The 25923-nt window shown below is 69.1% G+C and carries 30 protein-coding genes; 29 read left to right on the forward strand and 1 reads right to left on the reverse strand.

Annotated features, from left to right (window positions below):
• Positions 1-105: 105 nt before the first annotated feature.
• From ACFW2Y_RS00730 to ACFW2Y_RS00870, 29 genes are all read left to right on the forward strand, one after another.
• Positions 106-522, forward strand: a complete 417-nt coding sequence (locus ACFW2Y_RS00730; RefSeq protein ID WP_384871444.1) for a DUF6093 family protein — start codon at positions 106-108, stop codon at positions 520-522.
• Positions 522-923 (forward strand): DUF6093 family protein, encoded by a 402-nt coding sequence (locus ACFW2Y_RS00735; RefSeq protein ID WP_384871446.1) that lies wholly within the window; start codon positions 522-524, stop codon positions 921-923. The genes ACFW2Y_RS00730 and ACFW2Y_RS00735 overlap by 1 nt, the downstream gene beginning before the upstream one ends.
• A complete protein-coding gene (locus tag ACFW2Y_RS00740) occupies positions 920-1312 on the forward strand; it encodes a hypothetical protein (protein ID WP_384871448.1) in 393 nt (130 codons plus the stop codon). Before ACFW2Y_RS00735 ends, ACFW2Y_RS00740 begins: the two co-directional genes overlap by 4 nt.
• A gap of 1 nt (position 1313) precedes the next feature.
• Positions 1314-1757 (forward strand): HK97 gp10 family phage protein, encoded by a 444-nt coding sequence (locus ACFW2Y_RS00745; RefSeq protein WP_384871451.1) that lies wholly within the window; start codon positions 1314-1316, stop codon positions 1755-1757.
• Positions 1754-2029, forward strand: a complete 276-nt coding sequence (locus ACFW2Y_RS00750) for a hypothetical protein (protein ID WP_384871453.1) — start codon at positions 1754-1756, stop codon at positions 2027-2029. The genes ACFW2Y_RS00745 and ACFW2Y_RS00750 overlap by 4 nt, the downstream gene beginning before the upstream one ends.
• Positions 2026-2466: a hypothetical protein gene (locus ACFW2Y_RS00755; protein WP_384871456.1), complete on the forward strand. Its 441-nt coding sequence runs from the start codon at positions 2026-2028 to the stop codon at positions 2464-2466. The genes ACFW2Y_RS00750 and ACFW2Y_RS00755 overlap by 4 nt, the downstream gene beginning before the upstream one ends.
• 128 nt (positions 2467-2594) lie before the next feature.
• Positions 2595-3104 carry a hypothetical protein gene (locus ACFW2Y_RS00760; protein ID WP_384871460.1) on the forward strand — a complete coding sequence of 170 codons (510 nt, stop codon included), beginning with the start codon at positions 2595-2597 and terminating at the stop codon, positions 3102-3104.
• On the forward strand, positions 3101-3703 hold the full coding sequence (locus tag ACFW2Y_RS00765) for a hypothetical protein (RefSeq protein WP_384871463.1): 603 nt from the start codon (positions 3101-3103) through the stop codon (positions 3701-3703). Before ACFW2Y_RS00760 ends, ACFW2Y_RS00765 begins: the two co-directional genes overlap by 4 nt.
• Positions 3704-3729: 26 nt before the next feature.
• Complete coding sequence (locus ACFW2Y_RS00770) at positions 3730-4038, forward strand: hypothetical protein (RefSeq protein WP_384871466.1); 309 nt, start codon at positions 3730-3732, stop codon at positions 4036-4038.
• A 1-nt stretch (position 4039) separates the two neighbouring features.
• A complete protein-coding gene (locus ACFW2Y_RS00775; protein ID WP_384871468.1) occupies positions 4040-8842 on the forward strand; it encodes a phage tail tape measure protein in 4803 nt (1600 codons plus the stop codon).
• The gene (locus ACFW2Y_RS00780) at positions 8842-9741 is read left to right on the forward strand and encodes a phage distal tail protein (protein ID WP_384871470.1); all 900 of its coding nucleotides are present in this window, start codon (positions 8842-8844) and stop codon (positions 9739-9741) included. Before ACFW2Y_RS00775 ends, ACFW2Y_RS00780 begins: the two co-directional genes overlap by 1 nt.
• 10 nt (positions 9742-9751) lie before the next feature.
• Complete coding sequence (locus tag ACFW2Y_RS00785) at positions 9752-10684, forward strand: hypothetical protein (protein WP_384871473.1); 933 nt, start codon at positions 9752-9754, stop codon at positions 10682-10684.
• Positions 10684-11784 carry a hypothetical protein gene (locus tag ACFW2Y_RS00790; RefSeq protein ID WP_384871476.1) on the forward strand — a complete coding sequence of 367 codons (1101 nt, stop codon included), beginning with the start codon at positions 10684-10686 and terminating at the stop codon, positions 11782-11784. The genes ACFW2Y_RS00785 and ACFW2Y_RS00790 overlap by 1 nt, the downstream gene beginning before the upstream one ends.
• The gene (locus ACFW2Y_RS00795; protein ID WP_384871478.1) at positions 11781-14294 is read left to right on the forward strand and encodes a hypothetical protein; all 2514 of its coding nucleotides are present in this window, start codon (positions 11781-11783) and stop codon (positions 14292-14294) included. Before ACFW2Y_RS00790 ends, ACFW2Y_RS00795 begins: the two co-directional genes overlap by 4 nt.
• A 17-nt stretch (positions 14295-14311) precedes the next feature.
• Positions 14312-14689, forward strand: a complete 378-nt coding sequence (locus ACFW2Y_RS00800; RefSeq protein WP_384871480.1) for a hypothetical protein — start codon at positions 14312-14314, stop codon at positions 14687-14689.
• Between the two features lie 36 nt (positions 14690-14725).
• Positions 14726-15046, forward strand: a complete 321-nt coding sequence (locus ACFW2Y_RS00805) for a hypothetical protein (protein ID WP_384871482.1) — start codon at positions 14726-14728, stop codon at positions 15044-15046.
• Between the two features lie 52 nt (positions 15047-15098).
• Positions 15099-16013 (forward strand): N-acetylmuramoyl-L-alanine amidase, encoded by a 915-nt coding sequence (locus tag ACFW2Y_RS00810; RefSeq protein ID WP_384871485.1) that lies wholly within the window; start codon positions 15099-15101, stop codon positions 16011-16013.
• A 4-nt stretch (positions 16014-16017) separates the two neighbouring features.
• Positions 16018-16248, forward strand: a complete 231-nt coding sequence (locus ACFW2Y_RS00815; protein WP_384871488.1) for a hypothetical protein — start codon at positions 16018-16020, stop codon at positions 16246-16248.
• Positions 16248-16487, forward strand: coding sequence for a hypothetical protein (locus ACFW2Y_RS00820; RefSeq protein ID WP_384871491.1), 240 nt, complete (start codon positions 16248-16250; stop codon positions 16485-16487). The genes ACFW2Y_RS00815 and ACFW2Y_RS00820 overlap by 1 nt, the downstream gene beginning before the upstream one ends.
• A 149-nt stretch (positions 16488-16636) precedes the next feature.
• The gene (locus ACFW2Y_RS00825) at positions 16637-17206 is read left to right on the forward strand and encodes a hypothetical protein (RefSeq protein WP_384871493.1); all 570 of its coding nucleotides are present in this window, start codon (positions 16637-16639) and stop codon (positions 17204-17206) included.
• Positions 17207-17416: 210 nt separating this feature from the next.
• A complete protein-coding gene (locus ACFW2Y_RS00830; RefSeq protein WP_384871496.1) occupies positions 17417-17764 on the forward strand; it encodes a hypothetical protein in 348 nt (115 codons plus the stop codon).
• A gap of 64 nt (positions 17765-17828) precedes the next feature.
• A complete protein-coding gene (locus tag ACFW2Y_RS00835) occupies positions 17829-18938 on the forward strand; it encodes an AAA family ATPase (protein ID WP_384871499.1) in 1110 nt (369 codons plus the stop codon).
• 74 nt (positions 18939-19012) lie between these two features.
• The gene (locus ACFW2Y_RS00840; RefSeq protein WP_384871502.1) at positions 19013-20146 is read left to right on the forward strand and encodes a hypothetical protein; all 1134 of its coding nucleotides are present in this window, start codon (positions 19013-19015) and stop codon (positions 20144-20146) included.
• Positions 20147-20213: 67 nt separating this feature from the next.
• Positions 20214-21203 (forward strand): hypothetical protein, encoded by a 990-nt coding sequence (locus ACFW2Y_RS00845; RefSeq protein WP_384871504.1) that lies wholly within the window; start codon positions 20214-20216, stop codon positions 21201-21203.
• Between the two features lie 144 nt (positions 21204-21347).
• Positions 21348-22100: a hypothetical protein gene (locus ACFW2Y_RS00850; protein ID WP_384871507.1), complete on the forward strand. Its 753-nt coding sequence runs from the start codon at positions 21348-21350 to the stop codon at positions 22098-22100.
• A 52-nt stretch (positions 22101-22152) separates the two neighbouring features.
• Entirely contained in the window at positions 22153-23682 is a 1530-nt protein-coding gene (locus ACFW2Y_RS00855) for a DNA cytosine methyltransferase (RefSeq protein WP_384871509.1), read from the forward strand.
• Between the two features lie 58 nt (positions 23683-23740).
• Positions 23741-24235, forward strand: a complete 495-nt coding sequence (locus ACFW2Y_RS00860) for a hypothetical protein (protein ID WP_384871512.1) — start codon at positions 23741-23743, stop codon at positions 24233-24235.
• A complete protein-coding gene (locus ACFW2Y_RS00865) occupies positions 24232-24513 on the forward strand; it encodes a hypothetical protein (RefSeq protein ID WP_384871514.1) in 282 nt (93 codons plus the stop codon). The genes ACFW2Y_RS00860 and ACFW2Y_RS00865 overlap by 4 nt, the downstream gene beginning before the upstream one ends.
• A gap of 160 nt (positions 24514-24673) precedes the next feature.
• The gene (locus ACFW2Y_RS00870; protein WP_384871517.1) at positions 24674-25099 is read left to right on the forward strand and encodes a hypothetical protein; all 426 of its coding nucleotides are present in this window, start codon (positions 24674-24676) and stop codon (positions 25097-25099) included.
• A gap of 177 nt (positions 25100-25276) precedes the next feature.
• Here the strand turns inward: ACFW2Y_RS00870 and ACFW2Y_RS00875 are convergent, their stop codons facing one another.
• Positions 25277-25663 (reverse strand): hypothetical protein, encoded by a 387-nt coding sequence (locus ACFW2Y_RS00875; RefSeq protein WP_384871520.1) that lies wholly within the window; start codon positions 25661-25663, stop codon positions 25277-25279.
• Between the last annotated feature and the right edge of the window lie 260 nt (positions 25664-25923).

Here is a 25923-nt window from a genome sequence, read left to right on the forward strand (position 1 = left end):
GGCTGGGTGGGTATCAACCATGACCGGGAAAGGCCGGGATTCCGGCTACGTCGAGCTGTGAAGTCATCGCTGCATAGAAGGCTTTGAGCTGCGCATACTGAGGCCATGACGATGTCAGCCGACCCTCTTGCGCGTGCTCGCGCGGTGGCCGAGAAGCGCGTCTGCACTGACACGGTGAGGATTTACATTCCGGGCACCTTCGACCCCGACACGTGGGAGACGACACCAGACATCGTGCTGTGGGAAGGGGTAGGAGCTGTCCTCCCGGACCATGCGTCAGACGTGACGGTGACGGTGCAGGACGGACAGGGAACTCCTGTCTCGAAGATGGGGCGGTATCGGATGTTCACTCCGCTCTCGGCACCGGTGCCCACACTGGAGCACACCGTGGCGCTGATCGCGTCGGCAGATCCGGACGCGGTAGGCCGCAAGTGGAGGGTTCAAGCGGTTGAGCGGTCCAGCGCCCCGGTGCTTCGCCTTACCTGGCTGACGTACGACACGACTGCGAACGGTGGGAGTTGATGGTCGACCTGGAGCAGGTCCGGACGGACCTGGAGAACCTGATGACGGACACGGTGCGGGTGCGCCGGCCGACCGGCAAGACCGACCCCGAGGACGGGGCGCCGGTCTGGGCAACGATCTACGAGGGCGCGGGCGCGCTGCTGTCGACGCACGGCCAGATCGTGGTTCGGCAGCTCCTGGGAGCGGACTGGCTGGGGGAGGCGTCAGCCTGGTACCAGATGATGACGCCGCTCTCCGCGCCGATCGCCGACCCGGGGGACCAGGTCGGCGTGATCCAGGGAGCTGAGGGGTTCGCCGGTCGGACCTGGTTCGTGGAGGCCCGCACCCAGGCGTCCACGGTGGAAGTCGTGCGGGTGACGCGCCTGGACGAGCAGACCGGTGCACTGGCGGTGGGCGTGTGAGCGAGCAGAACGAAGGGCTGCACCACGTGCGGATCGTCGCGGACGTGGCGCGGCCGACCGTGGAGATCGACGGCCAGGACGTGTCCCGACTGCTGCACTCCTACCACGTGCAGCAGGAGGCCGGGCGGGAGCCGACCGTCGTGCTGGAGCTGGCTGCCCACCGCACCACGGAGCTGGAGGGCTTGGCGCGGGTCGTCGTCGGCGTTCCGCCGGACCCGGGGCCGGCGGCAGCGGAATTCCTCCAGGCGATCGACGCCGCCCAGCTCGAACAGGCGGCGCTCGCCCGGCACGACCTGCAGGACGGCAGACCGAACGAGTTGACGAGGGCGATGCTGCAACTACTGGGGGAGTGGGCCCGCGGGCAGTGGGCCGGATGGGAGCCGAGCTGAGATGGCCGGGATCCTGAATCCGCACCCGAACGCCCACCCGGACGCCGGGCTCTACACCAACGGCGCGCAGATCGCGGCGGCGCTGGACCGGCGCGCTGCCCTGGTACTTCCGCACTCCGTCGCCCTCGTGCGGCACTTCGCGATGCTGCTGGAGACCCGGGTCAAGGCCAATGCGTCAGGCAGACCCGGGCCGAACGCCCCGACGGGTGACTACCGGAGGTCGTGGTCGCACGCCGTGTACGCATCGGGCACGGATGTGATCGGCGTGGTGGGCACGAACAAGCCGCAGGCCAGGAGGCTGGAGTACGGATTCGTCGGCACTGACGCGCTGGGCCGCACGTACGCCCAGCGGCCCTACCCCCACGTCGGCCCCGCCGTCGAGGCGATCCGGCCGCTGTTCCTGGAGGGGATGCGCCAGGTCGCGGAGGGAGGCGGGCAGACGTGAACGGAGTGTCGGAAGAGCAGTTCACCGAAGCCCTCGAAGGCGCCGTCGGCGAGGTCCTGGCCACGCTCGGGCTCGGCATCCTGTCGCGGATGACGCTGAGCATCGAGGTGATCGACCGCGGCGGTGACCTGGGCTTGTTCACGGTGGCGGCACCGGCCGGCACACCGGTCTGGGACCGGATCGGGATGCTGCGGTACGCGCTGACGGAACTCGAAGCGAACTCGGTCGGCCACGCCGTCATCGCCCACCTCCGTAGCAAGGAGGACGAGTGAGCGTTCCCGGCAGGCAGGTGGCCCAAGCGGTCATCCAGACGATCGTGGCCGCGTCGGGTCGGTCCTGCGGGTACAGCACGGTTCCGACGAGCCAGTCCCAGCCGACCGGCGCCCAACTCCCTTACCACGTGCTGTACGAGCTGGGGCAGGCCGTGAGCGGTCCGCCGTTTGGTGATCAGGCGGCCGACGCACGGATGCTCTTCCAGGTAACCACCGTCGGCAACAGTCCCGAGGCAGCGTCGTCCGGGGCGGACCGGGTGCGGACGGCGTTCCTCGGCCGCAGGGCAGACGGCTCCGGCTGGCAGTACCCGATCAACGTTCCGGCCGGATATGCGGTGATGGGACGGGAGCTTGATCGCGAGGACGGGATGAGCGTCGCCGGTTCCACGTACTCTTATGTCCATCGGTTCGCCGTGCACGTCACCACCACCAGGTGACCACGCCGACCTGATACTCCTCACCGCGGAGGTACACGCGGACGCTCGCACGACGTGACGGGCCGAATCCCCTGATGGGGACGGCCTCTGCGTGCTCTGGGCCAGTCCCCGGAGAGCGAGTCACCCAGATGCCCGAGCTGACCACTCAGAAGCGGTTCATGCGCCGTGGCGTGAGCAAGTTCTTCTTCCTCGCCACCATCGCCAACCCGAAGATCGGCCCGTCCCGTGAGGAGATCATCGCTGGCACCGAGCTGTCCGACCGCATCAGCGACGTCGAAGGGTGGGCGCTGGAGAACACGCCGATCGACACCCCGGACATGGGCACCGACTACACCAGCTCCATTCCCGGCGAGGACAAGGCCGAGAACAGCGCGCTGACTTTCTACGAGGACAGGGAGGACTCCAGCGTCGAGACCCTCCTCAGCAAGGGCGTCGAGGGGTACGTGGTGATCTTCCGGAAGGGCGACATCCCTGCATCGCCGTCCATGGACACCTTCTCGGTTCGTGTTGGCGCCCGGTCGGCCAGCTACACGACGGCGGCCGAGCCCGCGAAGTTCCGGGTCTCCTTCAACATCACCTCCAAGCCGGCGCTCGACAGCGCCATCCCGGCCGCTGCTGTTTCGGGTGGTGGCGCGTGAGCGGCAAGCAGCCGGAGGGGACTGCTGTGGCTGCCGAGCCGCCGGCGCACGTGGTGGCCCGCGACGCGCACTGGGCGGCGAAGATGGAGCGCCTGCGGAGGCGGAAGCTCCTTGAGCGAACCGCGACGTTCGCCGACGACCCGGAGGCGAAGAAGGCGGTCGCGGAAGCGGCGCTCGGGCTGGCAAAGGCCCGCGCGGACGCCGACCGGAGAGCGGATGCCGAGGAGATCCCGGCCGAGCAGCGCGAGGCGTGGATCAGCGGCCAGCCGAACGTCCTGGCTGCCGACTCGAAGCTCGTCGAGGCGAACGCGGCGCTGGAGGACGCCACGATCACGCTGACCTTTCGCGCCCTTCCCCGGCCGGTGTGGGAGGACCTTCTGCAGGAGCATCCGCCGACGGAACAGGGCGCCGACCAGGGGCACGAGTACAACGTGGACACCTTCCCGGCCGCGTTGATCTCCGCCTCCTCGACGGACGGCATGACCGCAGGGGAGGCGCAGGAACTCCTGGACACGTGGTCGGACCCCGACGCCAAGGCACTGTTCACGGCGGCGCTCCTCGTTAACCAGACCCCCCGGGCTGACCTGGGAAAAGGCTGATCGAGGACTCCCAGTTCCGCGCCGAGATGCAGCTGTGCGCCTCGTACGGCATCCCGCACAGCCAGTACCTCGGCGCGGACACCGGCGGCCGGTGGACCGCTCTGGACCGGGCCAAGGCCCTGGCCTGGCAGGCGTATCAGCGGGCGACGTGCGATGGCTGCGGAACCCGTATGGCGGAGTGGGACCCCGAACTCGGCGGTGACCGCTTCGCGTACGTACCCGAGCCGGTGCGCTGTGTGGGGTGCGAGCTGATCGAGATGGAACGGGAGCAGGTCCCCTCGGGGGCCGAGGGGCGCGGGGTGAAGATCGGGCTGAGGCCCAGAGAGGGAGCCTGACGTGGCCTCCGGCTACAACCTGTACGTCAACCTGCTCGCGTCCACCGGGGGCCTCGCCTCCGGCCTGCGACAGGGCGCGGGACAGCTGCGCGCCTTCGACGGGCAACTCGGCGCGACGGCCGGCCGCCTGAACCAGGTGAGGGTCGCTTCCCAGGCGCTCGCACGCGCGCAGGCGGAGGCGTCGGCGCAGATGGTGACGGCGCAGGGCCGGGCCAGTGCGGCGGCTCGGCGCGCTGCCCAGCTCCAGCAGCGCGCGGGGCGGGCCCAGACGGTTGCCGCGCAGACGGCCGCGAGAGCGGAGACGGCGCGGGCCGCGGCGGTGCAGGCCGGTGAGCGGGCCGCACGGGCGCAGGCCGTCGCGCAGACGATGGCCGGCCGGGCGGCGACGGCCAGCGGGAGGGACGCGGAACGTGCGGCCCGGACCGCGGCAGCGGCACAGCAGTCCGCTTCCCGGGCCGCGGAAGTTCACGCGCAGGCGGTGCAGCGGGTGCAGACGGCACAGTCCCTTGCAGCACGGGCGGCCGGCTTGTCCGCGCAGTCATCGGAGCGCGCTCGGCAGGCGGCACACCAGCAGGACGAAGCGGCGGCGCAGGCTGCCCGCGCCCGGCAGGCTGCCGCGGCCCGCACCATGCAGGCCGAAGCTGACCTAGCGCAGGCCCGCGAGCACGCGGCGGCCCGGTCGGCGCAGCACGCTCTCGTCCTCGGTGCCGCTCTCGGCGTCGGCGTGGCGCAGGCGATCGCCCTGGAACGGGAGATGGCCAACGTCATGACGATCAGCCAGCAGATCAACGGCGACACGATCGAGCAGTTCACCGACCAGATCGTGGAGCTGTCCACGAAGCTTCCGCAGACCGCGCAGCAGCTCGCGGAGGGGCTGTATCAGGTCGTCAGTACAGGCTTCGATGGCCAAGAGGCGTTGGAGATCCTGGAGGTCGCAGCCGAGGGCGCTGCCGCCGGCCTGACCACGTCGGAGACAGCCGCCCGCGCGCTGCTCGGTGTCCTCAAGGCGTACGGGATGCCCGCCAGCCAGGCGACGGACGTCATGGACACCATGTTCCAGACGGTCAACCTTGGCGTCGTCTCCTTCGAGGAACTTGCGCAGCAGCTCGGCGACGTGGTGCCGATGGCGGCAGCGGCCGGTGTTGAGTTCGATGACCTATCGGCTGCGTTCGCAGCGGTCACGCTGTCCGGTATCCCCGCGGCCGAGACCGCAACCTCGCTGAACATGCTGCTCACCCGGATGATGGCGCCGACCTCCGAACTGCGGAACGTCGTCCGCGACCTCGGCTACGAGTCGGCGTCGGCGGCCCTGCGGCAGGACGGCCTGTACGTGGTGGTCAACAAGCTGAACACGGCGGCGGGCGGCACCGCCGAGAGCCTGCAGCACATGTGGAAGGACATCCGCGCCACTCGCGCGGCCCTTGCCCTCGCCGCGGCCGACGGGCAGAACTACCGCGACACTTACGCCGGCATCGCGGTCGAGGTGGCGAGGGCGGGCGCCACCCAGCGCGCGTACGCGATCCAGACAGACACGGTGGCCGGACAGTGGCAGCTGGCCGCCAACCAGGCGCGGGCGCTCGGAATCGACCTGGGGCGCGCCCTGATTCCGGCGCTGAAAGCGGTCGGGACGGTCCTGCACACGGTGGTCGGCGCCGTTCAGGACATGCCCGGCCCGATGAAGTCCACCCTCGCGGTGATCGCCGCCACGGCGGTCGGCGTGCTGCTGCTGCGCTCCGCCTACCAGAAGGTGACCGCCCAGATTGCGGCCTTCCGTATCGCGCAGGCGGCGGCGGCGACCTCCGGTACGGGGATGCCGACCCTCCTCGCTGGCACCAGTCTCGCCGTGTCGGGGCTGTTCGCGGTGCTCACCCTCGGCATCGCCGGATACGCGGCCTACACGGCGTCGAAGCAGAAGGCGAAGGATGCCACCGAGGAACTGACCAAGGCGCTGCAGGCCGAGCGCGAGCAGGGTGGCTCCGGGCTTGGACTCCGTGAGCTGGTTGACCAGCTCACGGCTGACGGGGCGCTGGAGGACCTGAAGAAGGTCGGGATCGGCGCGACCGAAGCGATCGACGCCATCACCGCGGGCGGCGGGAAGTTGGCCGCGCTCAAGTCCCGCCTCGATCAGGACGCCCTGGCCTACACCCGGGCAGTGCAGCGCCGAGAGAAGTCCGGCAACGTCAACGACCTGTTGCAGTGGTCCAAGGCGAAGAAGCTCCTCGACGAGCGGCACAAGGTATGGACCGACGCGGTCAGGAAGGAAGCGGACCTCGCCAACCAGCAGGCGATCGTTGCCGCCCGCATCAAGCAGCAGGCCGCGAACACCGGTGGTCTCTTCGACCTGATGTCGCTGGCGAATGTCGATAAGAACGGTGCCGCGCAGATCACCGACGAGATGCGTGCACTCGCCCAAGTCGTGGGGTCGGCAGTCGAGCCGGCCGAAGCGTTTCGCTCGGCACAGCAGAAGGTCGCGGAATCGCTGCGGAAGGCGGGGAAAGAGGCTGACACCGCCAAGGTCAAGCTGCAGGACTACATGAACGAGCTGCGCAGACAGCAAACTGCGCAGCGCGAATTCCAGGGAAACCTAAGCGAGTTGGCGGTCCAGGGCTATGTCGACCTCGCGGACCACTTCGCCGAGCTCGGCATCGACGCCGCTCCGATGCTGGATGAACTCGCGGAGCAGTTGAAGAAGGGCAACACGAAGGTTGCCGACGAGCTCCGCGGGATCGTCCTGGAGGACATGGAGCGGTCCAACGAGGGATACCGCATCGGCCTGGAGAACACCGCCCGCATCGCCGAAGAGTACGGGCAGAAGACTGCACGCGCATGGGCGAAGGCGTCCGAGCGTAACGATCCGGTGGCCTTCAAGAAGGTCCTCGGCGACATGGCTCTGATAGACCTCGACAAGGCCGTCGACAAGACGGTCAAGGGGGCGGGCGACAGGTTCCGGAAGGGCCTCGGGATCCTCGCCTCCATCGCGAGGGAGAAGGGCATCGACGCGGCTGGCGCGTTCGAGGACGCGCTGCTGTCCGGAGACGTTGAGCGGGCGATGACCAGCCTGCAGCAGGTATGGGGAGCAGACCTCCCAGTGCCCGAGGCTGAGCTCCAGCAGATCGTGGCCGCGTTCGCCGGCGCGGGCACCGCTGCCCGGGAGGAGTGGTCCGGCGCCCTCTCCCTGATCGCCCAGGTGTCCCAGCAGAAGGGCTCGGCAGCCGCCGCCGCGCTCACGTCCGCACTGCTGTCCGGGGACATGGCGGCGGTCAAGGCGCAGCTCGACGCGATCGGCGTGTCCGTGCAGAACATCCCCGGCAGCAAGTCCGTCACGGTCAGTGTCACCGCGCAGAAGCCGCCCCCGATCATCGTGCCGATCATCCTCCAGCGGCAGTCGTCGCCGTGGGACAGGGACGCGAACGGGGTGCCCGACAAGATCCAGGCACCCCAGGCCCGTGGCAGCGTCCTCGACTTCTACGCCCAAGGCGGCGTCCGCGAGCAGCACGTCGCGCAGATCGCACCGGCCGGTTCCTGGAGGGTGTGGGGTGAGGACGAGACGGGGGGCGAGGCTTACGTACCCCTCCACCGCTCTAAGCGGCCGAGGTCCCGAGCGATCGTGCAGGAGACCGTACGGCGCCTCGGCGGCGACCCCTCCTCCATCCAGTGGTTCGCCAATGGCGGTCTGAGCGGTTTCGACTACGAGGTGCCCCAGTCCCCGCAGCTCTTCGACCTGTCCGGGATCGCGGGGGACTCGAAGAACAAGAAGGGCAAGTTCGACCTCAATCTCTTCGCGAAGAACCTCGACCGCGCCGTGTCGGTGGCCCGCCGCTGGCGTGCCGACCTGCAGACGGTGGCCCGCCGAGCCGGCCAGGACGTCGCCGACGCCCTCGAAGCGATGGGCGAGGACGGCATCGAGCTGACCCGCAAGATGGCCACCGGCAGCTCGAAGTACCTCAAGGACATGGCCGCGGACCTGCGGGCACTGGCGGACGCGTCCAAGGCCACCCTGGGCGACTTCACCGGACAGTTGAAGGCGGCGGTCGCGGACCAGAAGACGTTCGAGAAGAACCTCGCGACGCTGGCGGCCAGCGGATACGGCGACCTGGCGAAGCTCCTCGCCGAACAGGGCGACGCCGACGCCGAACTCCTGGCCGGGCAGGCGGTGAAGGACAAGAAGAAGGCGAAGGCCGCGAACGACGCGGCGAAGTCCGCCGGCGGCCTGGTCCGCGACGAGGATCTGCCGGACCTCGTGGCGATCATCGCCGCGGTGAAGTCCTCGAAGGTCGGCCTGCACGAGGTCGCGGCGACCACCGGCCTGGACGAGGACGTCATCATCGAGCTGGCGAATCTGGCCTACAGCCGGATCAAGACGGCCCTCGGGTCCAAGGGCGCGAAATTCTTCTCCGACCTGTCCCGCGCGAACAAGGGCCTGTCCTACCTCCAGGGCGGCATCCTCACCCCCGGCCTCTACGCCACCAGTAACGGGATCGTGCGGTTCGCGGAGCCGCAGACGGAGGGCGAGGCATTCATCCCTCTGGGCACCGGCCAGCGCAGCTCGGCGACGGCCGTCCTCCAGGACGTGGCACAGCGGTTCGGCTACCGGCTCACCTCCGCCACCGTCGAGCCTCCCCGGCTCGTCGCCGCCCACCCTGAGGGACAGGTGAAGGTCGTCGTCGTGCGTGAGCAGCCGGCGGCGCTGATCGGATCCATGCCGGTGACCGTGTCCGGCCGCCTCGACACGAACGTGGCGGCGGAGGTCGGCTCGGAGATCATGCGCCGGCTGCGCAACGCACAGCGAGGAGGCCGGATCTAGTGGCCGAGCTCAACAAGGACTTCCAGATCGAAGTCGGGGGCCTCCTCATGGGACCGGGCACCCCGTACGTCATCGCCGACGTACCCGGCTTCGGCACACCCGACCTGCGAAGCCAGGACGTCGACAGCCCCGCGGGGGACGGCGTCTTCCCCGGCGTCGACTACTACGGCGTCCGGGCGGTCCGCATCGAGGCCGCGATCCGTACGCCGGGCGACCCGGCGGCGGCAACCGACGCCCTCGCTGCCCTCCACAGGATGGCCGCCACGGCGGCCGTCCGGAAGAAGGCAGGCGCGCTCACCTCCCTGAGGGTGAAGTGGCCAGGCCGCCCGACCCGCCGGTTCTACGGGCGCATCCGGCGGGCCGAGGCGATCACGACGGCGCAGCTCATCCACGGGTGGGTGCCCCTCGACGTGGCCTTCGACGCCCTCGACTCGACCGTCCACGACGACGTGGAGCAGTCCCTCGTCCTGCCGCTCGACATCTCCCAGGACGCCCCCGGCTTCAGGGCCCCCGTCACCGCGCCGATCACCACCGGCGTGTCCAGCCCCGCGACCAGGCCCGGCTGGATGACCAACCGCGGGGACCTGCCCGCGTTCCCGAAGCTGAGGATCACCGGCCCCGTCGCCAACCCCAGGGTGTGGATCGCCGAGACGGGAAAGGCGCTCCAGCTCGCCCTGACGCTCGGCCCCGGCGAGTACGTCGAGATCGACACCCGCCTCGGAGCGCGGTGGGTCGTCAAGAACGGGTCCGGCAGCGCGCAGACCGCGCTCAGCACCTTCAGCCGCCTCGACCAGTTCCAGATCCCGCCTGGGCGGTCCGAACTGCGCTGGACGGCGACCGACTACACCAACACGACCCGCCTCGCCATCACGTGGCGCGACGCGTACACCGCCCTGTGAGGAGTTCCTGATGGCACTGATCCAGCCTCCGATGATGGTCCACGGCGGAGTTCACCCCGCTCGGGCCATGCGCATGATGATCCGCGACCTCGCTCGCGGAAGCTCCGGAGTGACCGAAGGCAACGACCTGCGCGTCAGCCCGCTGTCCACCCCCGGCGCCGGCGTCCGGGTCGGCGACGGCTCGGCCGTCGTACGAGGAGCAAGCTGGGCCCAGGGCAGCTACACCCAGTACAACGTGGGCGACGCGATCGTCCCCATCGCCCCGACGGGCGCCGCGGCGCGCTCCGACCTCGTGACGCTCCGAGTCGAGGACCCCGAGTACGAAGGCACCCGGGACCCGCTGACCCAGGACATCGGCTACTTCCACGTTGTCAGCGGCGTGTCCGCGAACACGACTACGTCGCCCGACGGGATGACGGCTATCCCCCTCGCCCGCATCGACATCCCCGCGAACACGGCTACCGTCACCGGCTGGATGATCAAGGACTTGCGGAGCATCGCGAATCCCCGCAAGGATCGCAGGCTCTACACAGCCTCCCCGCCGGTAGACCAGAACTGGGCCGGCAACGCCTCCGGCACCTATGTGGCGTGGCCGCCCGCAGCGAGGTGGACCATCGCCGTCCCACCATGGGCGACGACGGTGCGCGTTGTGCTGACCATTGCCGGTGTCCAGGTACTCAAGGGCGGTATCTGGTCGTACTTCTCGTGGACGCTCGGGACGGTCCGGGGGCAGGGCGTCACCGCCGACACAGGCAAGTCCGACGGGTCCGAGCGCATCAACCTCATCTCTGCCGACACGCAGGCCGTCCCCGCCGCCCTGCGGGGCACCAATCAGCCGCTCTTCGCGCTCATGGCACTCAACTCGAATGAAGCCGGCGTCCTGCAGGCTGACGTCGCTACGACGGCCGTGTGCGACATCGAGTTCAGCGAGGGCGTTGTCTGATGCCGTCGTACCGCTACCTCACGCAAAACATCCTGACCGGCGAGTTCCTCGCCTCCGACCTGCCCTTGAGCCAGGTCGAGTTCGGACCTGCCCTGTCCGGGACCGGGTCCCTCACCGCCGTGGTCGAACCCCGCCTCGCCTACCTTGACCGGTCACAGTTCGACCCCGGCGCCTGCCTCATCTACGCCGAGCGCGACGGCCGGCTCCTGTGGGGCGGCATCGTGTGGAGGAGCATCCCCGAGGGCCAACAGATGCGCATCGAGGCCGCCGGGGTCGGCTCCTACCTGTACCGGCGCCACGACCTGCACGGCAACCTCGACGGGCGCGGGCCCTACGTCTACGCGGACCCCTGCAAGGTCATCCGAGACGCGTGGGCCTACTGCCAAGGGCAGCCGGACGGCAACCTGCGCGTGGCCGTCGACGCCACCACGTCGAAGGTGACGGTGGGTACCCCCGCCGAGCCGTACCACGTCGACTGGTGGGACGCCCCCACCCTCGGCAGCGTTCTCGAGGACATGACCGCCGTCGAGGGCGGACCCGAATGGACCGAGGATGTTTCCTGGAGCGGCGACGGCAAGCCCGCCCTGCGCGTCGTCCTGGGGTGGCCCCGTCTGGGCCGGAGGCGTACGGACATCTCCTTCACGACGGGCGTGAACATCGTCCGCGCCGTGCCGGTCGAGTACGACGCCGACCAGGCTGCGCAGGTTGTCGTCGCCCTCGGTGCCGGCGAGGGGCGCAGCCGTCGCCGCGCCACCGACGCTGCGCGCGACGGCCGGCTTCGCCTGGAGCACCTGCTGGAGGTACCGAACGAGCAGGGGAACGACCGGCTCGCGGCCCGGGCTCGTACTGAGCGGGTCTCTCGGCAGATCACCGGCGAGGTCACCGAGGTCATCGTCTGCGACCACCCGGCCGCGCCGATTGGGTCCTGGCAGATCGGCGACGACGTGCCCGTACGGGTCTACGACGAGTGGACCAGCTTCGACGCCTGGTGCCGGATCGTCGGCTGGCAACTAAGGCCGGGCGCCGGTGAAGAGCCCGAGCAGGCCGTCCTGCAGCTCCAGCGCGCCGACCGCTTCACCTACATGGGAGGCAGCTCGTGAGCAGGGACATAGCCCGGCTGGTCGCACGGGTCGCCGACCTGGAAAGGCGGCTGGGCCGCAGCACCCGCACGTCCTCCTTGGCGTACTCCTCGATCGAGAACGGCGCGGTGGAGGTGTACGACGAGGGCGGCTCGCTGCGCGCGGTCGTCGGTACGCAGCCGGACGGCACCGCGGGCATCAACGTGGTCAACGGCCCGCCGCCGCCCGAGCCCGCCGCGCCCGCCGTGACGTCGGTGCTCGGCGGCATCGCGGCGGTCTGGGACGGTGCCTTCGCCGAAGAGGGCGTCACGCCCCTGGACTTCGCGCGCGTCGAAGTCCACACCGGGATCACGCCCGAGTTCACGCCCGGACCACACACCCTCGCCGCCACGTTGGAATCACCACAGGGCGGTCTCGTCACTGTGCCAACGGGGCAGCCGGTCCACGTCCGCCTCGTGGCCCGCAACACCTCGGGGGCCGCGTCGCTGCCGTCGGCATCCGCCGGCCCGATCGGTCCGCAGCTGGTGGTGGCCGACGACGTGATTGACGGCATCATCTCGGAGATCAAGCTCGCTGAACATGCCGTCACCGAGACGAAGATCGCCCTCGCGGCGGTCAGCGCCCAGGCCCTCGCGGACAACGCGGTCACGGCCGCGAAGGTGCTCGCTGGAGCGATCACCACGGAGAAGCTGGCGGCGCTGAGCATCACCGCTGAGAAGATCGCGGCCCTGGCCATCACCAGCGACAAGGTCGCGGCCCGCGCGATCACGGCGGACAAGATCGCAGTCAACGCGGTCACCGCCGACAAGCTCGCAGCCGGCTCCGTCACCGCCACCCACATCAAGGCCGGCACCGTCACCGCCGACCACCTCGCCATCGGCGTGACCGGAAATCTGATCCCGGACCCGTCTTTCGAGACCGGGTACATCGCCAGCCAGCTCGCCGGCGTACCCGGCGCCGAGGTCGTCGCGGGCGGCAACTTCTCGGGCAAAGCGTTGAGGTTCACCCTCGTCTCGACCGACACACGCACTCTGCTCTACGACCGCTTCCCGGTCATCGCCGGCGAACGCTATTGGGCCGCGTTCGATTTCAAGGGCGGCATCGACTTCGTCGGCGAAGGCGGCCTGCTCATGGCCCTCCAATGGTTCGACACCAACGGCACTCACCTCAGCTACAGCGCCATCTCAAATGCAGGCCCCCCAGCGGACGGAGTTTGGCGCCGGGAGACGTACATCCATGCAGCTCCCGTGGGCGCCGCCTACTGCGCGCCTCGCCTGCAAAGTCCCACCGGCTCCGGGACGGTCTACTTCGACAACATCGAGCTGCGCCCCGTGATGTCGTCGGCCACGGGAGGCACACGTGCAGAGATCGCCCCCGATGGGCTGCGTCTGTACGACGCCCAGGGCGAGGAGTCTGTTTCGCTGGTGACCGGCCGTCCCAACTACGTGACGCTCTCCACGGACGGCCAGCCGGTGGCCTCGATCGACCAGAAGGGCAACGGAGGGTTCGCCAACGTCTCTGTTGCTGGCGAGTTGTCCGTCGGCGGTGACTCCCTGGAGAAGATCCTTGCGCGCCTCCCCCGAGGCCTGGTCGCCGTCGACTACATGGCTACCGCCGTGACCGCCGGGTCGAGCGAGTACGGCTACGTCGAGCTGGCCTTCGACGCGGACACGAGCCGGATGTACCGGGTCACTTTCGACTGCTACGCGGACCCTAACGTGGCCGGTGGGGAGATCGCGGTCGTCCTGCGCGACGGCGGCGCCTCCACCCCGACGATCAGCTCCCCCCAGATCCAGTCCATCACCCAGCCCCTGTCCGGTGCCGGATGGAAACGGGTCCACCTGGAGACCATCAAGTCCGGGGTCGCGTTCGGTGGCGGAATCCGTCGCCTCCTCGTGAGCTTCTGGGCACAGGGCGGTCCGGCCGGGCAGACTGTCCGGCTTCTCGGCGCCGCCCCGTACCCGGGGATCTTCGCCGTCGAGGACATCGGTCCTTACGTCCCGGAGACCGGCGTCTACAACACGGGCGGTGGCGTCAACACGCCGGCGAAGAAGAGCTACACGAAGATCTACAACGCGTCCTGGTCTGGCTCGTACGCCAACCGTTCGCAGTACAACGCGTACTACAACAACCAGTGCGTGCAGGGGTATTACAGCTCCACCAACGGAATGCAATCCGCCTTGATTGGCTTTCCCCCGAGCCTGGCTACCGACCTGTCTGGCGCCTCCATTCAGCGCGCCGAGGTCTTCTTGTACTACGAGCACTGGTACTCGAACTCCGGCGGGACGGCGGTCCTCAAGGCGCACAAGCACGCGTCGCGCCCGACGTCGTTCTCCTGTGACTCCGAATCGCAGTCGGTCTCCTGGTCCCGCAACCAGGGTAAATGGGTTGATATTACTGAAATTTTCGATTCGAACCTTTGGCGCGGGATCGCGCTCGATCCGAACAGCTCCTCGCCTGCCTTCTATGGGAGGGCCCGAGGCGTCGGCGAAGCGTACGCCCCTCAGCTCAAGGTTACCTACGTCAAGTAACCCGAAGGGAAACGAACATGCCCATATCGTCTCTGCTGGACGAGCACGCGAGGCTCATGTCCAACCCGGACTTCTGTGTCCGCGTCCGGGCTGCCTTCGTGCGGATCGCCCGTGAGGTGCTGGCCGAACACCCTGACACCGACGGGTACCCCCTGCGCTCGGCCCTCGCTCGCGGCGCCCTCACCCCATCAGACCTGCTCGGACCGGGCTATGCCCCGCTCATCGCCACCGACCCCGTCGTCTCCGCTGCCGCGGCGGCCGGCTACGTCGAAGACCAGCCCAGCAGCGCCCAGGCTGCGATCACCGATGAGCAACTCCTCGACGCAGTCCGACGCGCCTGGAACCTCATCGCGGGAGTTGTGGAGTGGCAGGAAGACGCGATGACCGTAGACTGACCACCGGCGTGGGGCCGGCTGGAAGAGGAGCGGGAGTTGACCGCGCCCAATCAGGACCCCACCCCGTGGGAGCTGTTGCGCACCATGCAACAGATGCGTGACGACCTGCGCGCCGATTTCGCGTCGTTCGCCGCCCGGCTGGCCGAGATGGTCACGCAGAACGAGTACGCCGCAGATCAGCGGACGACCAACGTGCGACTTCAGGCGATCGAGGACGACCTGGCTGAGGTGAAGCGGGCCCAGGAGCGGGAGACGACAGAGTCCCGCACCAACCGCCGCCTGGCGATCTCCGCGATTGTCGCGCCGATCATCGTTGGACTCGTCACTTCCTGGCTGCTCGCGAAATTTGCGGGATAGCCCGTACACGCACCACCCATAGCCAGGCGCGGGGGAGAAGCAGGACGCGCTCATGGCAGTACCGCTCAACGCCGACCGTGCACTGGCCACCTTCAAGGCCGCCGGGCTGGCGATCAAGGAGGTTCGCAGCTGGCGGACCCACAACCGCAACCACATCGGTCCGTGGGGGCCAGTGCACGGGGTGGTCATCCACCACACCGGCAAGTACAGCACCGAAGCGGGGATGGTGAGCCTGTGCTACGCCGGACACTCCACCCTGCCGGGCCCGCTGTGCCACTCGGTGATCGACAAGGCAGGCACCGTCCACCTCGTCGGCTGGGGCCGTACGAATCACGCCGGCCGCGGTGACCGAGATGTGCTCCAAGCCGTGATCGGCGAGAAGCCACTGCCTACGGACGACGAGGCCAACGCCGACGGCAACACCCACTTCTATGGCGCCGAGCTGATCAACCACGGTGACGGCCACGACCCGTGGCCCGAGGCGCAGATCGACGCCGCCGCGCGGTGGGCCGCAGCCCTGTGCGCCGCGCACGGGTGGAGCGAGAAGTCGGTGATCGGACACCTCGAATGGCAGCCGGGGAAGCCCGACCCTCGCGGTTTCTCGATGGACGACTTCCGGGCCCGGGTCGCCCGCATCCTTGAGCCCGAGGACAAGGAGCCCGCCCCCTCCCGTCCCGCGCCCGGCCCGAAGGCGCCCCCGTACACGCCGCCGCCGTTCCCCATCGGACTGGCCCCGGGCAGGACCCGGCCCTCAGCGAAGCCGCTACAGAAGGCACTGCGGGCGGCCGGGTTCCTCACCATCTCGGACAGGGACCTGGCGGATGCGTACGGCCCACGCACGCAGGCCGCTGTCGCAAGGTTCCACAACGCGCACCCCCAGTTTCGGTCCAGGGGTGTGACGCGGGATCCGGCGATTGGCCCGAAGGGCTGGGCGTACCTGTTCACCCTGGCGTACGGGAAGAGGTGACCTGGTGGCGTTGACGCCGGAGGAGATCGAGAGGCGGTTCGGGTACCACCCGGCCGGCACTTCGAAGCGGGCCGCAGCGCACGAAGAGGTCAGGGGCGCGTGCCGTGACCTCGCTCTGCTCTTTGACAGGCAGCTGCCCGAGGGCCGCGAGAAGGGGCTCGCGCTGACGCTGTGCGAGCAAGCGATGTTCTGGGCGAACGCAGCTATCGCCCGCAAGCCCAAAGAGGAGAGCTGATGCTGTACGCCTACCTGCTGTCCGTGGCGCGGACGGTCGCACCGGTCGTTGCCGGATGGCTGATCACCCAGGCCCTGCGCCTGGGCGTCGAGATCGAGTCGAGCGTGGTCGAGTCGTTGGTGACCTCCGGGTTCGCCGTCGGCTACTACGCGTTGTTCCGGTTCGCGGAGCTGAGGCTGTCGCGGCGCTTCGGCTGGCTGCTGGGCTGGGCCCGCCCGCCCGAGTATCCGGCAGCGTAGTCCCAGAGAGGGAAGAGGCCCCCACCTTGCGGTGAGGGCCTCGACCTCTTGGAGGCCGCCAGAGTAGCACCAGCACAGCGTAGAAGATCACCTCGCGCCTGTTTAGTATCTATAGGCATAGGGCGTGTTGGTGGAGTGAGCGGGGTGTCGTGTTGGTGGAGAAGCCGTTGCTGGTTGGGTCGCAGGAGTTCGCGGCCCTGTATGGAGTGCGGGGGCCGCAGGTGTCTCAGTGGATCGGACGCGGGACGCTTACCTACGAGCAGGCCCGGATCGTGTCGGGGTCGCCGTACTGGCCGCTCGCGTTCGCGCGGGGCTTTGGGGAGGCGACGCCCCGCCGGCGGGAGGTGCGCGAAGAGGAGCTGGAGCGCCTGGTGGCGGAGCAGATGCCGGCCCGCTGGGTGGACGACGTGGCCCAGCTCCCGCCGATTGTTGGTCAGCAGGAGGGCGCGGCGCTGTTCGGCCTGACTCACGCGGAGGTCCTGACGCAGCAGGCTCGGCCAGGCAAGCCGGCCGAGCCGGACTGGGTGTTGTCGGGGTCGCCGCTGTGGCTCCTGGACACGCTGCTGCGGGCGGCGCCCGCGCTGCAGGTGCAGGCGCGGACGCTCGCGTGGGAGGTGGACCCGGGCGTCGAAGCGGCGCTGCGGGACGGTTCGTACGACGGTCCGGGGTCGGTGATCAAGAAGCGTGGCCCGGCCGCGACGAAGGGGCGGGCGGGGTGAAGTCCCTTCCCGATCCAGCAAATTGCATATAAAATCTAATTACCTCGCCCTTCCGGATGTCGGGTGCGCGGGGAGTCTCGGGATCGCCTCGTAGCCCTTGGGTTGCGGGGCGGTCGGCATTCCCGGGGAGGGAAGGGCGTTGATCAACTCGCCATCATCCGTAAAGATAGGCTGCAACACTCCAATGTGACGCGACTTGACGGGGGAGCTGTGCGGGCTTATCAGCAGGAACTTCCCGGGCTGGAGATCAAGGAGATCCGTCTTCCGGAGCCGGTGGCCGGCGCCACGATCCAGGAGCGGTTCGAGGCGTTCCACGAGCTGAACCCCTGGGTTCTGGACGAACTGGAAACCATGACCGCTCGCTGTGTGAGCCAGCACTGGCCCCGCGTCGGCATCGCGATGCTCTTCGAGCTCCTGCGCTGGCGCTACGGCGAAGCCACCCGAGGCGACGAGTTCCGCCTGAACAACAACTTCCGCTCGCGGTACGTCCGCCTCCTCCTGGAGCGACATCCCGAGTGGACTCACCTGTTCAGCACGCGCGCTTTGCGCACGGACTGAACCGACCTTGGGAGCACACGCAGTCATGCCACCAAAGCTCAAGACGAGGAAGCCGACAGGGATCGTGCCCTGGCCGCTCATCCTCATCGAGGGGGAAGAGGGGAGCGGCAAGTCCTACAGCGCCGCCGAGTTCTCCGCCTCCGACCTCATCGGCCAGACCTACTGGGTCGACCTCGCCGAAGGGTCCGCCGACGAGTACGCCGCGATCGACGGGGCCCGCTACGAGATCATCGACCACGACGGCACGTTCCGCGACATCCTGGAGCAGATCGAAGCCGTCCACGCCGAGGCCCGCCGCGCGGCCCTCGCCAAGGAGCCGCCCGTCGTCCTGGTCATCGACTCCGCCTCCGCCCTGTGGCGGATGCTGACGAACTGGACCCAGGAGCGCGCCCGCCGCACCCGGAAGAACCGGGCCGTCCTCGAAGAGGACCCGGACGCCGCGGTGGACATCACGATGAACCTGTGGAACGACGCCGTGGACCGCTGGCAGCGCGTCATCCACTTGCTGCAGACGTTCTCCGGGATCGTCGTGTGCCTCGCGCGGGGCAAGCAAGTCTCCGTCGTCGACGACAACGGCAACCCGATCGGCAACCTCAAGGAGTGGAAGGTCCAGGGCCACAAGGACCTGCCGTTCGACTCCTCGGTGTGGGTCCGTCTCAAGCGCGATGAGGACCCGCAGGTCATCAAGGCCCGCTCGCTGCGGCTGCGCGTCGAGAAGCGCCGCCCGATGCGGCTGTCGGACTTCACCATCGAGCACCTCGTCTTCGGCCTCATGGGCTGCTCGGTCAGTTCCCAGCCCCGGCAGATGCCTGCCCTGGCCGGCGACCGGGTGAGCACCTGGTTGGACGACCACGACTTCGAGGAAACCGAGGACATCGCCGAGCTGGGCGCCCTGTGGCGGAAGTCCGCCGACCCCGAAGAGGGACTGGAGCGCCGGGAGGTCCTGTCGATCCGAGCGGAGATCGAGGCGAAGGTCGAGCGGCTCAAGAACCCGCCCACGGAGATGGGGGAGCACCGTACGGCCACCGACGGCGACAAGCTGCGCGAGGCCGCTGCCCGCGAGGCCGAGGCCGGCGATGCCCCGGACCAGTCCGAGCCGCAGGAGCCGGAACCGGCCGCCGCCCCGCGTCGGCGTACCCGCACCAGCCGCACGACCACGGCGACACGCCGCTGATGACCGGCCGCGGGGCGGGACGACCCACACGAGGCCCCGCCCCGCGGCCTCCCCACCTCTTGGAGACCTGAATCATGTCCGCTCTTCCCCTCGAACCGCCGTCGATCTGGACGGCCGCCCACGAGGTCAGCGACCGAAGCGACCGGTCGCAGCAGAGAGAACTTGGCGCCTCCGACACCGTGTGTCAGCGGCGCGCGGCGTACATCCTCGCCGGAGCCGAGCCCACCGATCACCACGAGAAGCGTGCCGCCCTGCTCGGCATCTACCTCCACGAAGGACTGCTGGAGTCCGCCCGCACCGAGTACGGCTGGCTGGTCGAGCGCAGCGTCCGCGACGAGACGATCCTCGGCCACGTCGACACCGTCCAGCTCGATGAGGCCACGGCCGCGCGCCTGCCCCGCCGGATGCGCCCCAAGGTCCCGGCGCCCGGCGAAGGGGTGATCGTGGAGGACATCAAGACGAAGTCCACGTACCTCTGGGACAAAGTCATGCGGTATGGCCCGACGGAGGCCGAGTTGCGTCAGGCGTACCTGTACGCCGGGGTGCTCGCCAGCGTCGGGTTTGAGGACGTCCCGGGGCAGCGGTACCTGGCCCGCCTCGGCCCGCTGAACGTCGTCGCCATCCGCTTCCGCTTCATCAACCGCGACAACGGCGACGAGCACATACACGAGATCGCCTTCGACCCGGTGAGCGCGACGTTCGCCCGCTGGTGGGTGGAGAACGTCCGCGACCTGCCCAGCCCGGAGGACGCGCGCCGCGACTTCGACGGTCCCGGCCTGGACGCGATCTGCGACAACTGCGCGTTCATGACCGCGTGCTGGGGAGTCCCGGCCCCTGGCCGGACGGTGCAGTCCGCCATCGTCCGCACGGACGCCGATCGGGAGCAGGCCCTGGCGGAGTACGTGAAGGGCCACGAGCTGGAGTCGGCGGGGAAGAAGGCGAAGAAGTTCGCCCGCGCCAAGCTCGACGGCGCCCCGGAGGGGATCTACGGCAGCAACGAGCTGCTGTGGTCCGGCGGCAATCCGACGACCGAACCCGACGTCGAGGCGTTGGTCGACCTCTACGAGACGGAGGGCCTGGAGGTGCCGATGGTGCCCGACGAGAAGCGGATGATCTCTGTGCTCAAGGACGCCGGCCTCCCGATCCCCGAGCGCAAGACCGGCCGGACCACGGCCGTGAGCATCAACGTGAAACCCGTCCGGAGCTGATCGTCCGCCTGCGTCGCCCGCCCGCGCGCCGGGCGGGCGGCGCCCGCATCTGGAGGGGGAGTCCTCTTTGTCCATCCACCTCATGATCGTGGCGGCGTACCTGCCGCCCGACGTGGTCAACCAAGGCCAGAAGTTGGCGCTGATGAAGATCTGCGACTCGGCCGACGACGAGACGCGCCTCGCCCGGCCGGGGATGCGCCGCCTGCGGGCGTGGGTCGGGGTGTCGAGGAGCCGGTGCACGACGATCGTGACGGAACTGGTCGCCAAGGGCCTGGTCGAGCGCGTCAGCGTCGGACGGATCGGCCGCGCCGCTGTGTACCGGGTGTTCCCGATGGGGGTGCCGTCGATCCCCAGCAACGAGGAGCTGGACGCCCGGCACCACGAGGCGGACGAGGCGCCGAAGAACGAGAAGAAGGCACGGAAGGGGCTGCAGCGTGCGCGGCCGTCGAAGCCGGCGATGACCCACCACGACGTCGAGGCGCGGAAGGAGACTCGCGCGGCGCCCGAGCAGAACGAGCGGGGCGAGGAGGCCCGACCGCAGGAGACCGAGGAGCACAGACCGGAGGACCGGCCGCCGACCGGCGCCGACGCGGAAGGGTTGCACGCGTGGAACCCTCCTGACGGCGAGGGCAGGGTTTCACCGGTGGAACCTGATGGGTTTCACGAGGGGAACCCTGTGAGTTCCACCGGTGAAACCCCTTCCTTCCCTTCTCCTTCCTCCTTCCTGCAGTACCCCCCTCCCCCTACGGACGATGTCGTGCCGGGAGCCCCGGCGGCGAAGGGCTGCGCCCGCCACCGGGTGCCGGCGGGCAACTGCCGCGCCTGCGGCACGAGTCCGAGAGCGGTGCGCGCGGCAGAGGACCGGGCCAAGGTCGAGGCGGATCGGCGGGCCGAGCGTGAGAAGTTCAAGGCTCTGGAGGCGGAGAAGGCGGCGAACCGGAGGGCCGTGCAAGAGCGGCCCGACCGGTTGGCGGCAGCACGGCGGCAGGCGCGTGAGGAGGCCCGGAGAGGCCGGGATTTGGCGCGCGAGAGGTCGCCTAGGAAACCGAAACCATGATCGTTCCCCCTGGCCTCCGGATTTTTGTGCATATAAAATCTAACTATCAACCCCTTCCCTGAACCCCACCCGGCGTGCGCCTGGCGGTTCAGATAGGCCGCAACATTCGATCGATGGGTATACACCTCTTGGAGGGTGATGTACGTGTTCCAGCCCCTTCCCTTCCCCAGCCACCACCGGGTCAACGACCCGCTGTGGCAGCGCCTGTGGGCCACCTACAACGACGTGATCACCATGCTGCGCTCCGACGGCATCACCACCGACGTGGAGATGAGCGACGGCGAGTTCACCATCACCGCCGAGCTGCCCAACGGCTGCGAGCTCGCGATCCGGGCCTCAGGCGAGACAGGCGCGAAGGCCCTACCGCTCGACCGCGCCGAACTCGGCGCCTGGCACGTCGTCCACCTGTGCTCCGAGGGTGGCGACCACCACCTTGTCTACGACTCGGCCCGGGGCGACCAAGCGGCCAACGGCACCGACGTCCTGGCGCTGATGGTCGTGGTCCTTCCCCACGTCAAGGCCGAGCAGGACGCCGCCCACCAGCACCTTGCCGCCAGCCGCGGTCGTACGAAGGTCGAAGCCCCGGAGAACGCTGAAGGCCCCGAACTGCCCGCCAACGTCACGGCCCTGCTCGCTGAGTACGGCATTGAGGTCGATCCCGAAGACCACACCGGCACCTACCGGATCACCTTCGATCTGCCCGACGGCACGTACCTGCTCTGCTGCCCCCTCGACATCGACGCGGACGGCACCCCGGCGGCCTGGAAGATCACCCGCCAGCACCGCCACCAGCCCGGCCACATGCAGGACGTCGTCCCGGTCGACGGGGAGCCCTGCCTGTTCGACACCGTCCGCTCCCACCTCGCCTCGGCGCTCTCCAACGCCTCTCGCCGCTGACCCGCCCCGGCCCGCCCCGGCCCCGGGGCGGGCCCGCCCGAAAGGCTCACCGATGACCTACACCGTCACCGACTTCTTCTGCGGCGCCGGCGGAAGCGCGCAGGGGATGCACCTTGTCCCCGGCGTGGAAGTGAAGATCGCCGCGAACCACTGGTCACTCGCGATCGACTCTCACGCGCTGAACTTCCCCAAGGTCGACCACGACTGTGCCGACATCAGCCAGATCAACTTCGCCCGCTACCCGCGCACCGACATCGTGTGGGGTTCGCCTGAGTGCACCAACCACACCATCGCGCGCGGCGTGCGCGCCGACTCCGACCGGCAGCCGGACTTGTTCGGCGAGATCCTGCCCACCGAGGCCGCCGTACGGTCGCGCGCCACCATGTGGGACGTCCTGCGCTACCTGGAGGCGATGCTCCTGCGCGGCCGTCCCGCCCTCGGCGCCGTCGTGGAGAACGTCCCCGACCTGGACAAGTGGATCCTCTACCCCTCCTGGCGGCAGGCCGCCGACAGCCTCGGCTACGACGTCACCAGCGTCTACCTCAACTCGATGCACGCCGAACCGAAGTTCGGCTCCCCGCGCGCGCCGCAGTCGCGCAACCGCAAGTACGACCTGCTCACCCTCAAGAAGCTCGGCCGCCGGCCCGACGTGGAGAAGTGGACGTCGCCGACCGCCACGTGCCCTGACCACGGCTGCGTCCAGGCGCGCCAGTCGTTCAAGAACGGCCGCAAGGCCGGGAGCTACCGCTTCCAGTACGTCTACCTGTGCCCGCGCCCCGGCTGCGCCCGCGTGGTCGAACCCCAGGTGCTCCCCGCTGCCACCGCGATCGACTGGACCGTCCCGGGGGTCCGCATCGGGGACCGCAGCAAGCCACTGGCCGATAAGACCATCGCCCGCATACGGGCGGGCCTCGACCGCTACGCCCGTCCCGTCGCCGTCCCGATGGAAGGGCGCGAGGGCAAGAAACCCTTCCCGCTCGACGCCGAGCCCATGCGGACCATGACGACCCGCAACGAGACCGGGCTCGCCTACCTGCCCGGCCAGTTCCTGCCGTTCATCGCCGAGATGAGGGGTGGTGGCTCCCAGAAGAAGGCCCGCGGGGTGGACGAGCCCCTGGCGACCGTGTGCGCGTCCGGGAACCACCACGGTCTCGTGACCGGCCCCCGCGAGTCCGGCTCGCTCCTCGTTCCCGTCGGCGGCACCTGGAACGACGAGGCCGCGCCGGTCACCGAACCGATGCGGACCCGCACCACCCGGGAGACGGACGCTCTGCTCGTGCCGTACTACGGCCGGGGCACGGCCGCCCCCACCGGCGAGCCGATGAGGACCGTCACGACCGTCGACCGCCACGGGCTGGTCACCGCCGACGGCGGCCTGATCCACGGCGTGGCGGTCGAGGACTGCCTGCTGCGGATGTTGCAGCCGTCCGAGATCGGCAACGCGATGGCCTTCCACCCCACCTACCGGCTCCTCGGCAACCGGCGCGAGCGCGTCCGCCAATACGGCAACGCGGTCACCCCTCCGGCGGCCGAAGTGCTGATGTCCGCCCTGGTCGAAGCCATCAGCGGCGAAGACCTGTAACGCCTCCGGGCCCGCCCCGACCGGGGCGGGCCCATCACACACCTCTTGGAGAAACGTGATGTCCCCGATCGACCGCGGCACGCTCATACGGCAGCTTGCCGATTCCGCCGGCGCAGCGAAGGGCCCCAGGGCCGCCACCTGGCTGCTCGTTCAGCACGGCTTCTGGCTGCCCGAGCTCCTGCGCGCAGAGATCATTACCACCCTGCCGAGCGGCATTGCCTTCATCAGCTGGCAGAGCGCCGCCAACCATTGCAGCGGCCCTGGTTCCCGCCCCGGCGCCAGCATTCCGCGCCCCCTGGACGCCTCCGACAGTCAGTGGGCAATCCTCAAACTCGCATGTGTCCTCACCGGCTATCACGCCCTGGACCTGTACCGCCTCGGCTCCCTGGACGACCGCAACCGCGCCCTCGCGACGTACGCCTTCGCGTGGGCCACCGGTGGCCAGCAGTACGCCGCAAGTACCGGCCTGGTGACCGGGCTGTGCCCCCGCTGCTCCTGGCGCCCTGAAAACTGCCCCTGCTCTGACGCAGAGGCGTCAGAGGTGAAGCAGTGACGCGCGAATGGATGCCCCAGGCGCCGTGCCGAGGCAACGATGCGCTGTTCTCCCCGCGCGACAGCGTCTGGAAGAACCAACACGACCTGATCGACCTGTGCAGCAGCGCCCTGGAGGCATGTGCACGGTGCCCGTTCACCAAGGAATGTGAAGCCCTGGTGCGACCCCGCTCCGCCCGGTTCGACGGCGTGTGCGGCGGCCGGATCTGGTGCGGGGGCATGGTCGTCAAGTCCCTGTCTGCAGACGTACCGACGGCGGGCAGTGGACGGGCCGAGTAACGCGGCCTCCTCGCCGCCGGCCACACCGACACCTGACCAGGTTGCCGTCTGCTGCCTCGCCCTCCTTGCGGGGCAGCAGACGGCGACCTTCCCCCACACTCGTTCGCCTCTACCTCGCCGCCTCTGCGGTGGGGCCCACCTTCTGAAAGGAACCGTCCCTGTGGACAACATCGAACGCACCATCCGGACCGGCGAAGCTGTCGACGCGGTGATCAAGCATCACCCCTCGAAAGCTGTGCGTCTCATGGAGGAAATCATCGCGTTCAGCAGCACGGACGAGGTCTACAGGGTGTGCCGCTTGCTCGCCGAGATGGGCCTGCAAAACCTCCTCCAGATCCACGTCCCGACCCCCGGCCAGATGTGGGCGATGAAGGAACCCGCGCCGCACGGCCAGTGCCACCCAGCACACGTATTCTCCGCGCGCTTCATCACGGCGCACGCCAACGATGACGACGAACAGTGCAAGGTGCTGTTCGACATTCTGCTGACCAAGCCTCAGCAAGAGTTCGCCAGCGGCATCATGGCCCTGCTCACCGACGTCGGCAACCTGACCCGTCGCGTACTCGAGGCACACCCCTCCGCATAGGACGTAGAGCGGCCCCACGTGGGGCCGCTCTACGCACATGCCCCAGCGCCCCTGTGTCCTCTGCCACGCGATCCTGACCGTTTGCCAGGTGAGTCTGGCCGCCCGGCTCAGCGTCGTGGTGACGAGGGTCAGATACCCCTGCGGGTGGCCTCGTCGAGGCCAGGAGGCTGACCTCGCTCAGAACTCTGACTCCTTGGAATAGGCGGGGACGTCGTACCCCTGGTCGCGCAGCCATTCACGTGTCACGAAGGCGCGTTGCCGAAGCGTGAGCTGCTGATCGGCGTCACCAAATTCGCCAGATTGCATGACCAGCGCGTCGCCGTCCTCCATCGCCTGCAGGAACGCGTTGGACACCTCCACTACCGTGTCGGCATCCAGCTGGCGCTCGCCGAGCCACCGGGTCAGCCGCTCGCTGGCCTGCTCCCATTTCGCTCGACGCTGGTTGGCGTCCGGTGCGTCAGCCGCCAGCCCGACGTTGCGCTTGGCTTCCGTCAACTGGTCGCGGAGGTGGCGGGTGATCGCGCGCTGGGCGAGGTCGGCGCGGCGCTGTTCGTCTGGTGTCATGGCGGCACAGTAAGGGGCATTTATCCTCCCCTTCCCGATGCCGTCTCGGAGTGTTGGGGCCGAGTCCTGGGACTCCCGATCCCAGCCAGTGACCCGCTGGACGGGACACTCACTCTGGCCGGGCGCGCGGGCCGGCCTTCGCGACCACACCCCGTACATCGGCTCCCTCGCAACGGAGCAGAGCCCAGGTCCCGGAATGACAGCCCCAGCCCAACCGTCGTCGGGGGCGGAGGAACGCTGTGCTCTGTGGCCCCCGAGCG

This window comes from Streptomyces sp. NPDC058877, from assembly GCF_042742855.1.
Lineage (GTDB): Bacteria > Actinomycetota > Actinomycetes > Streptomycetales > Streptomycetaceae > Streptomyces.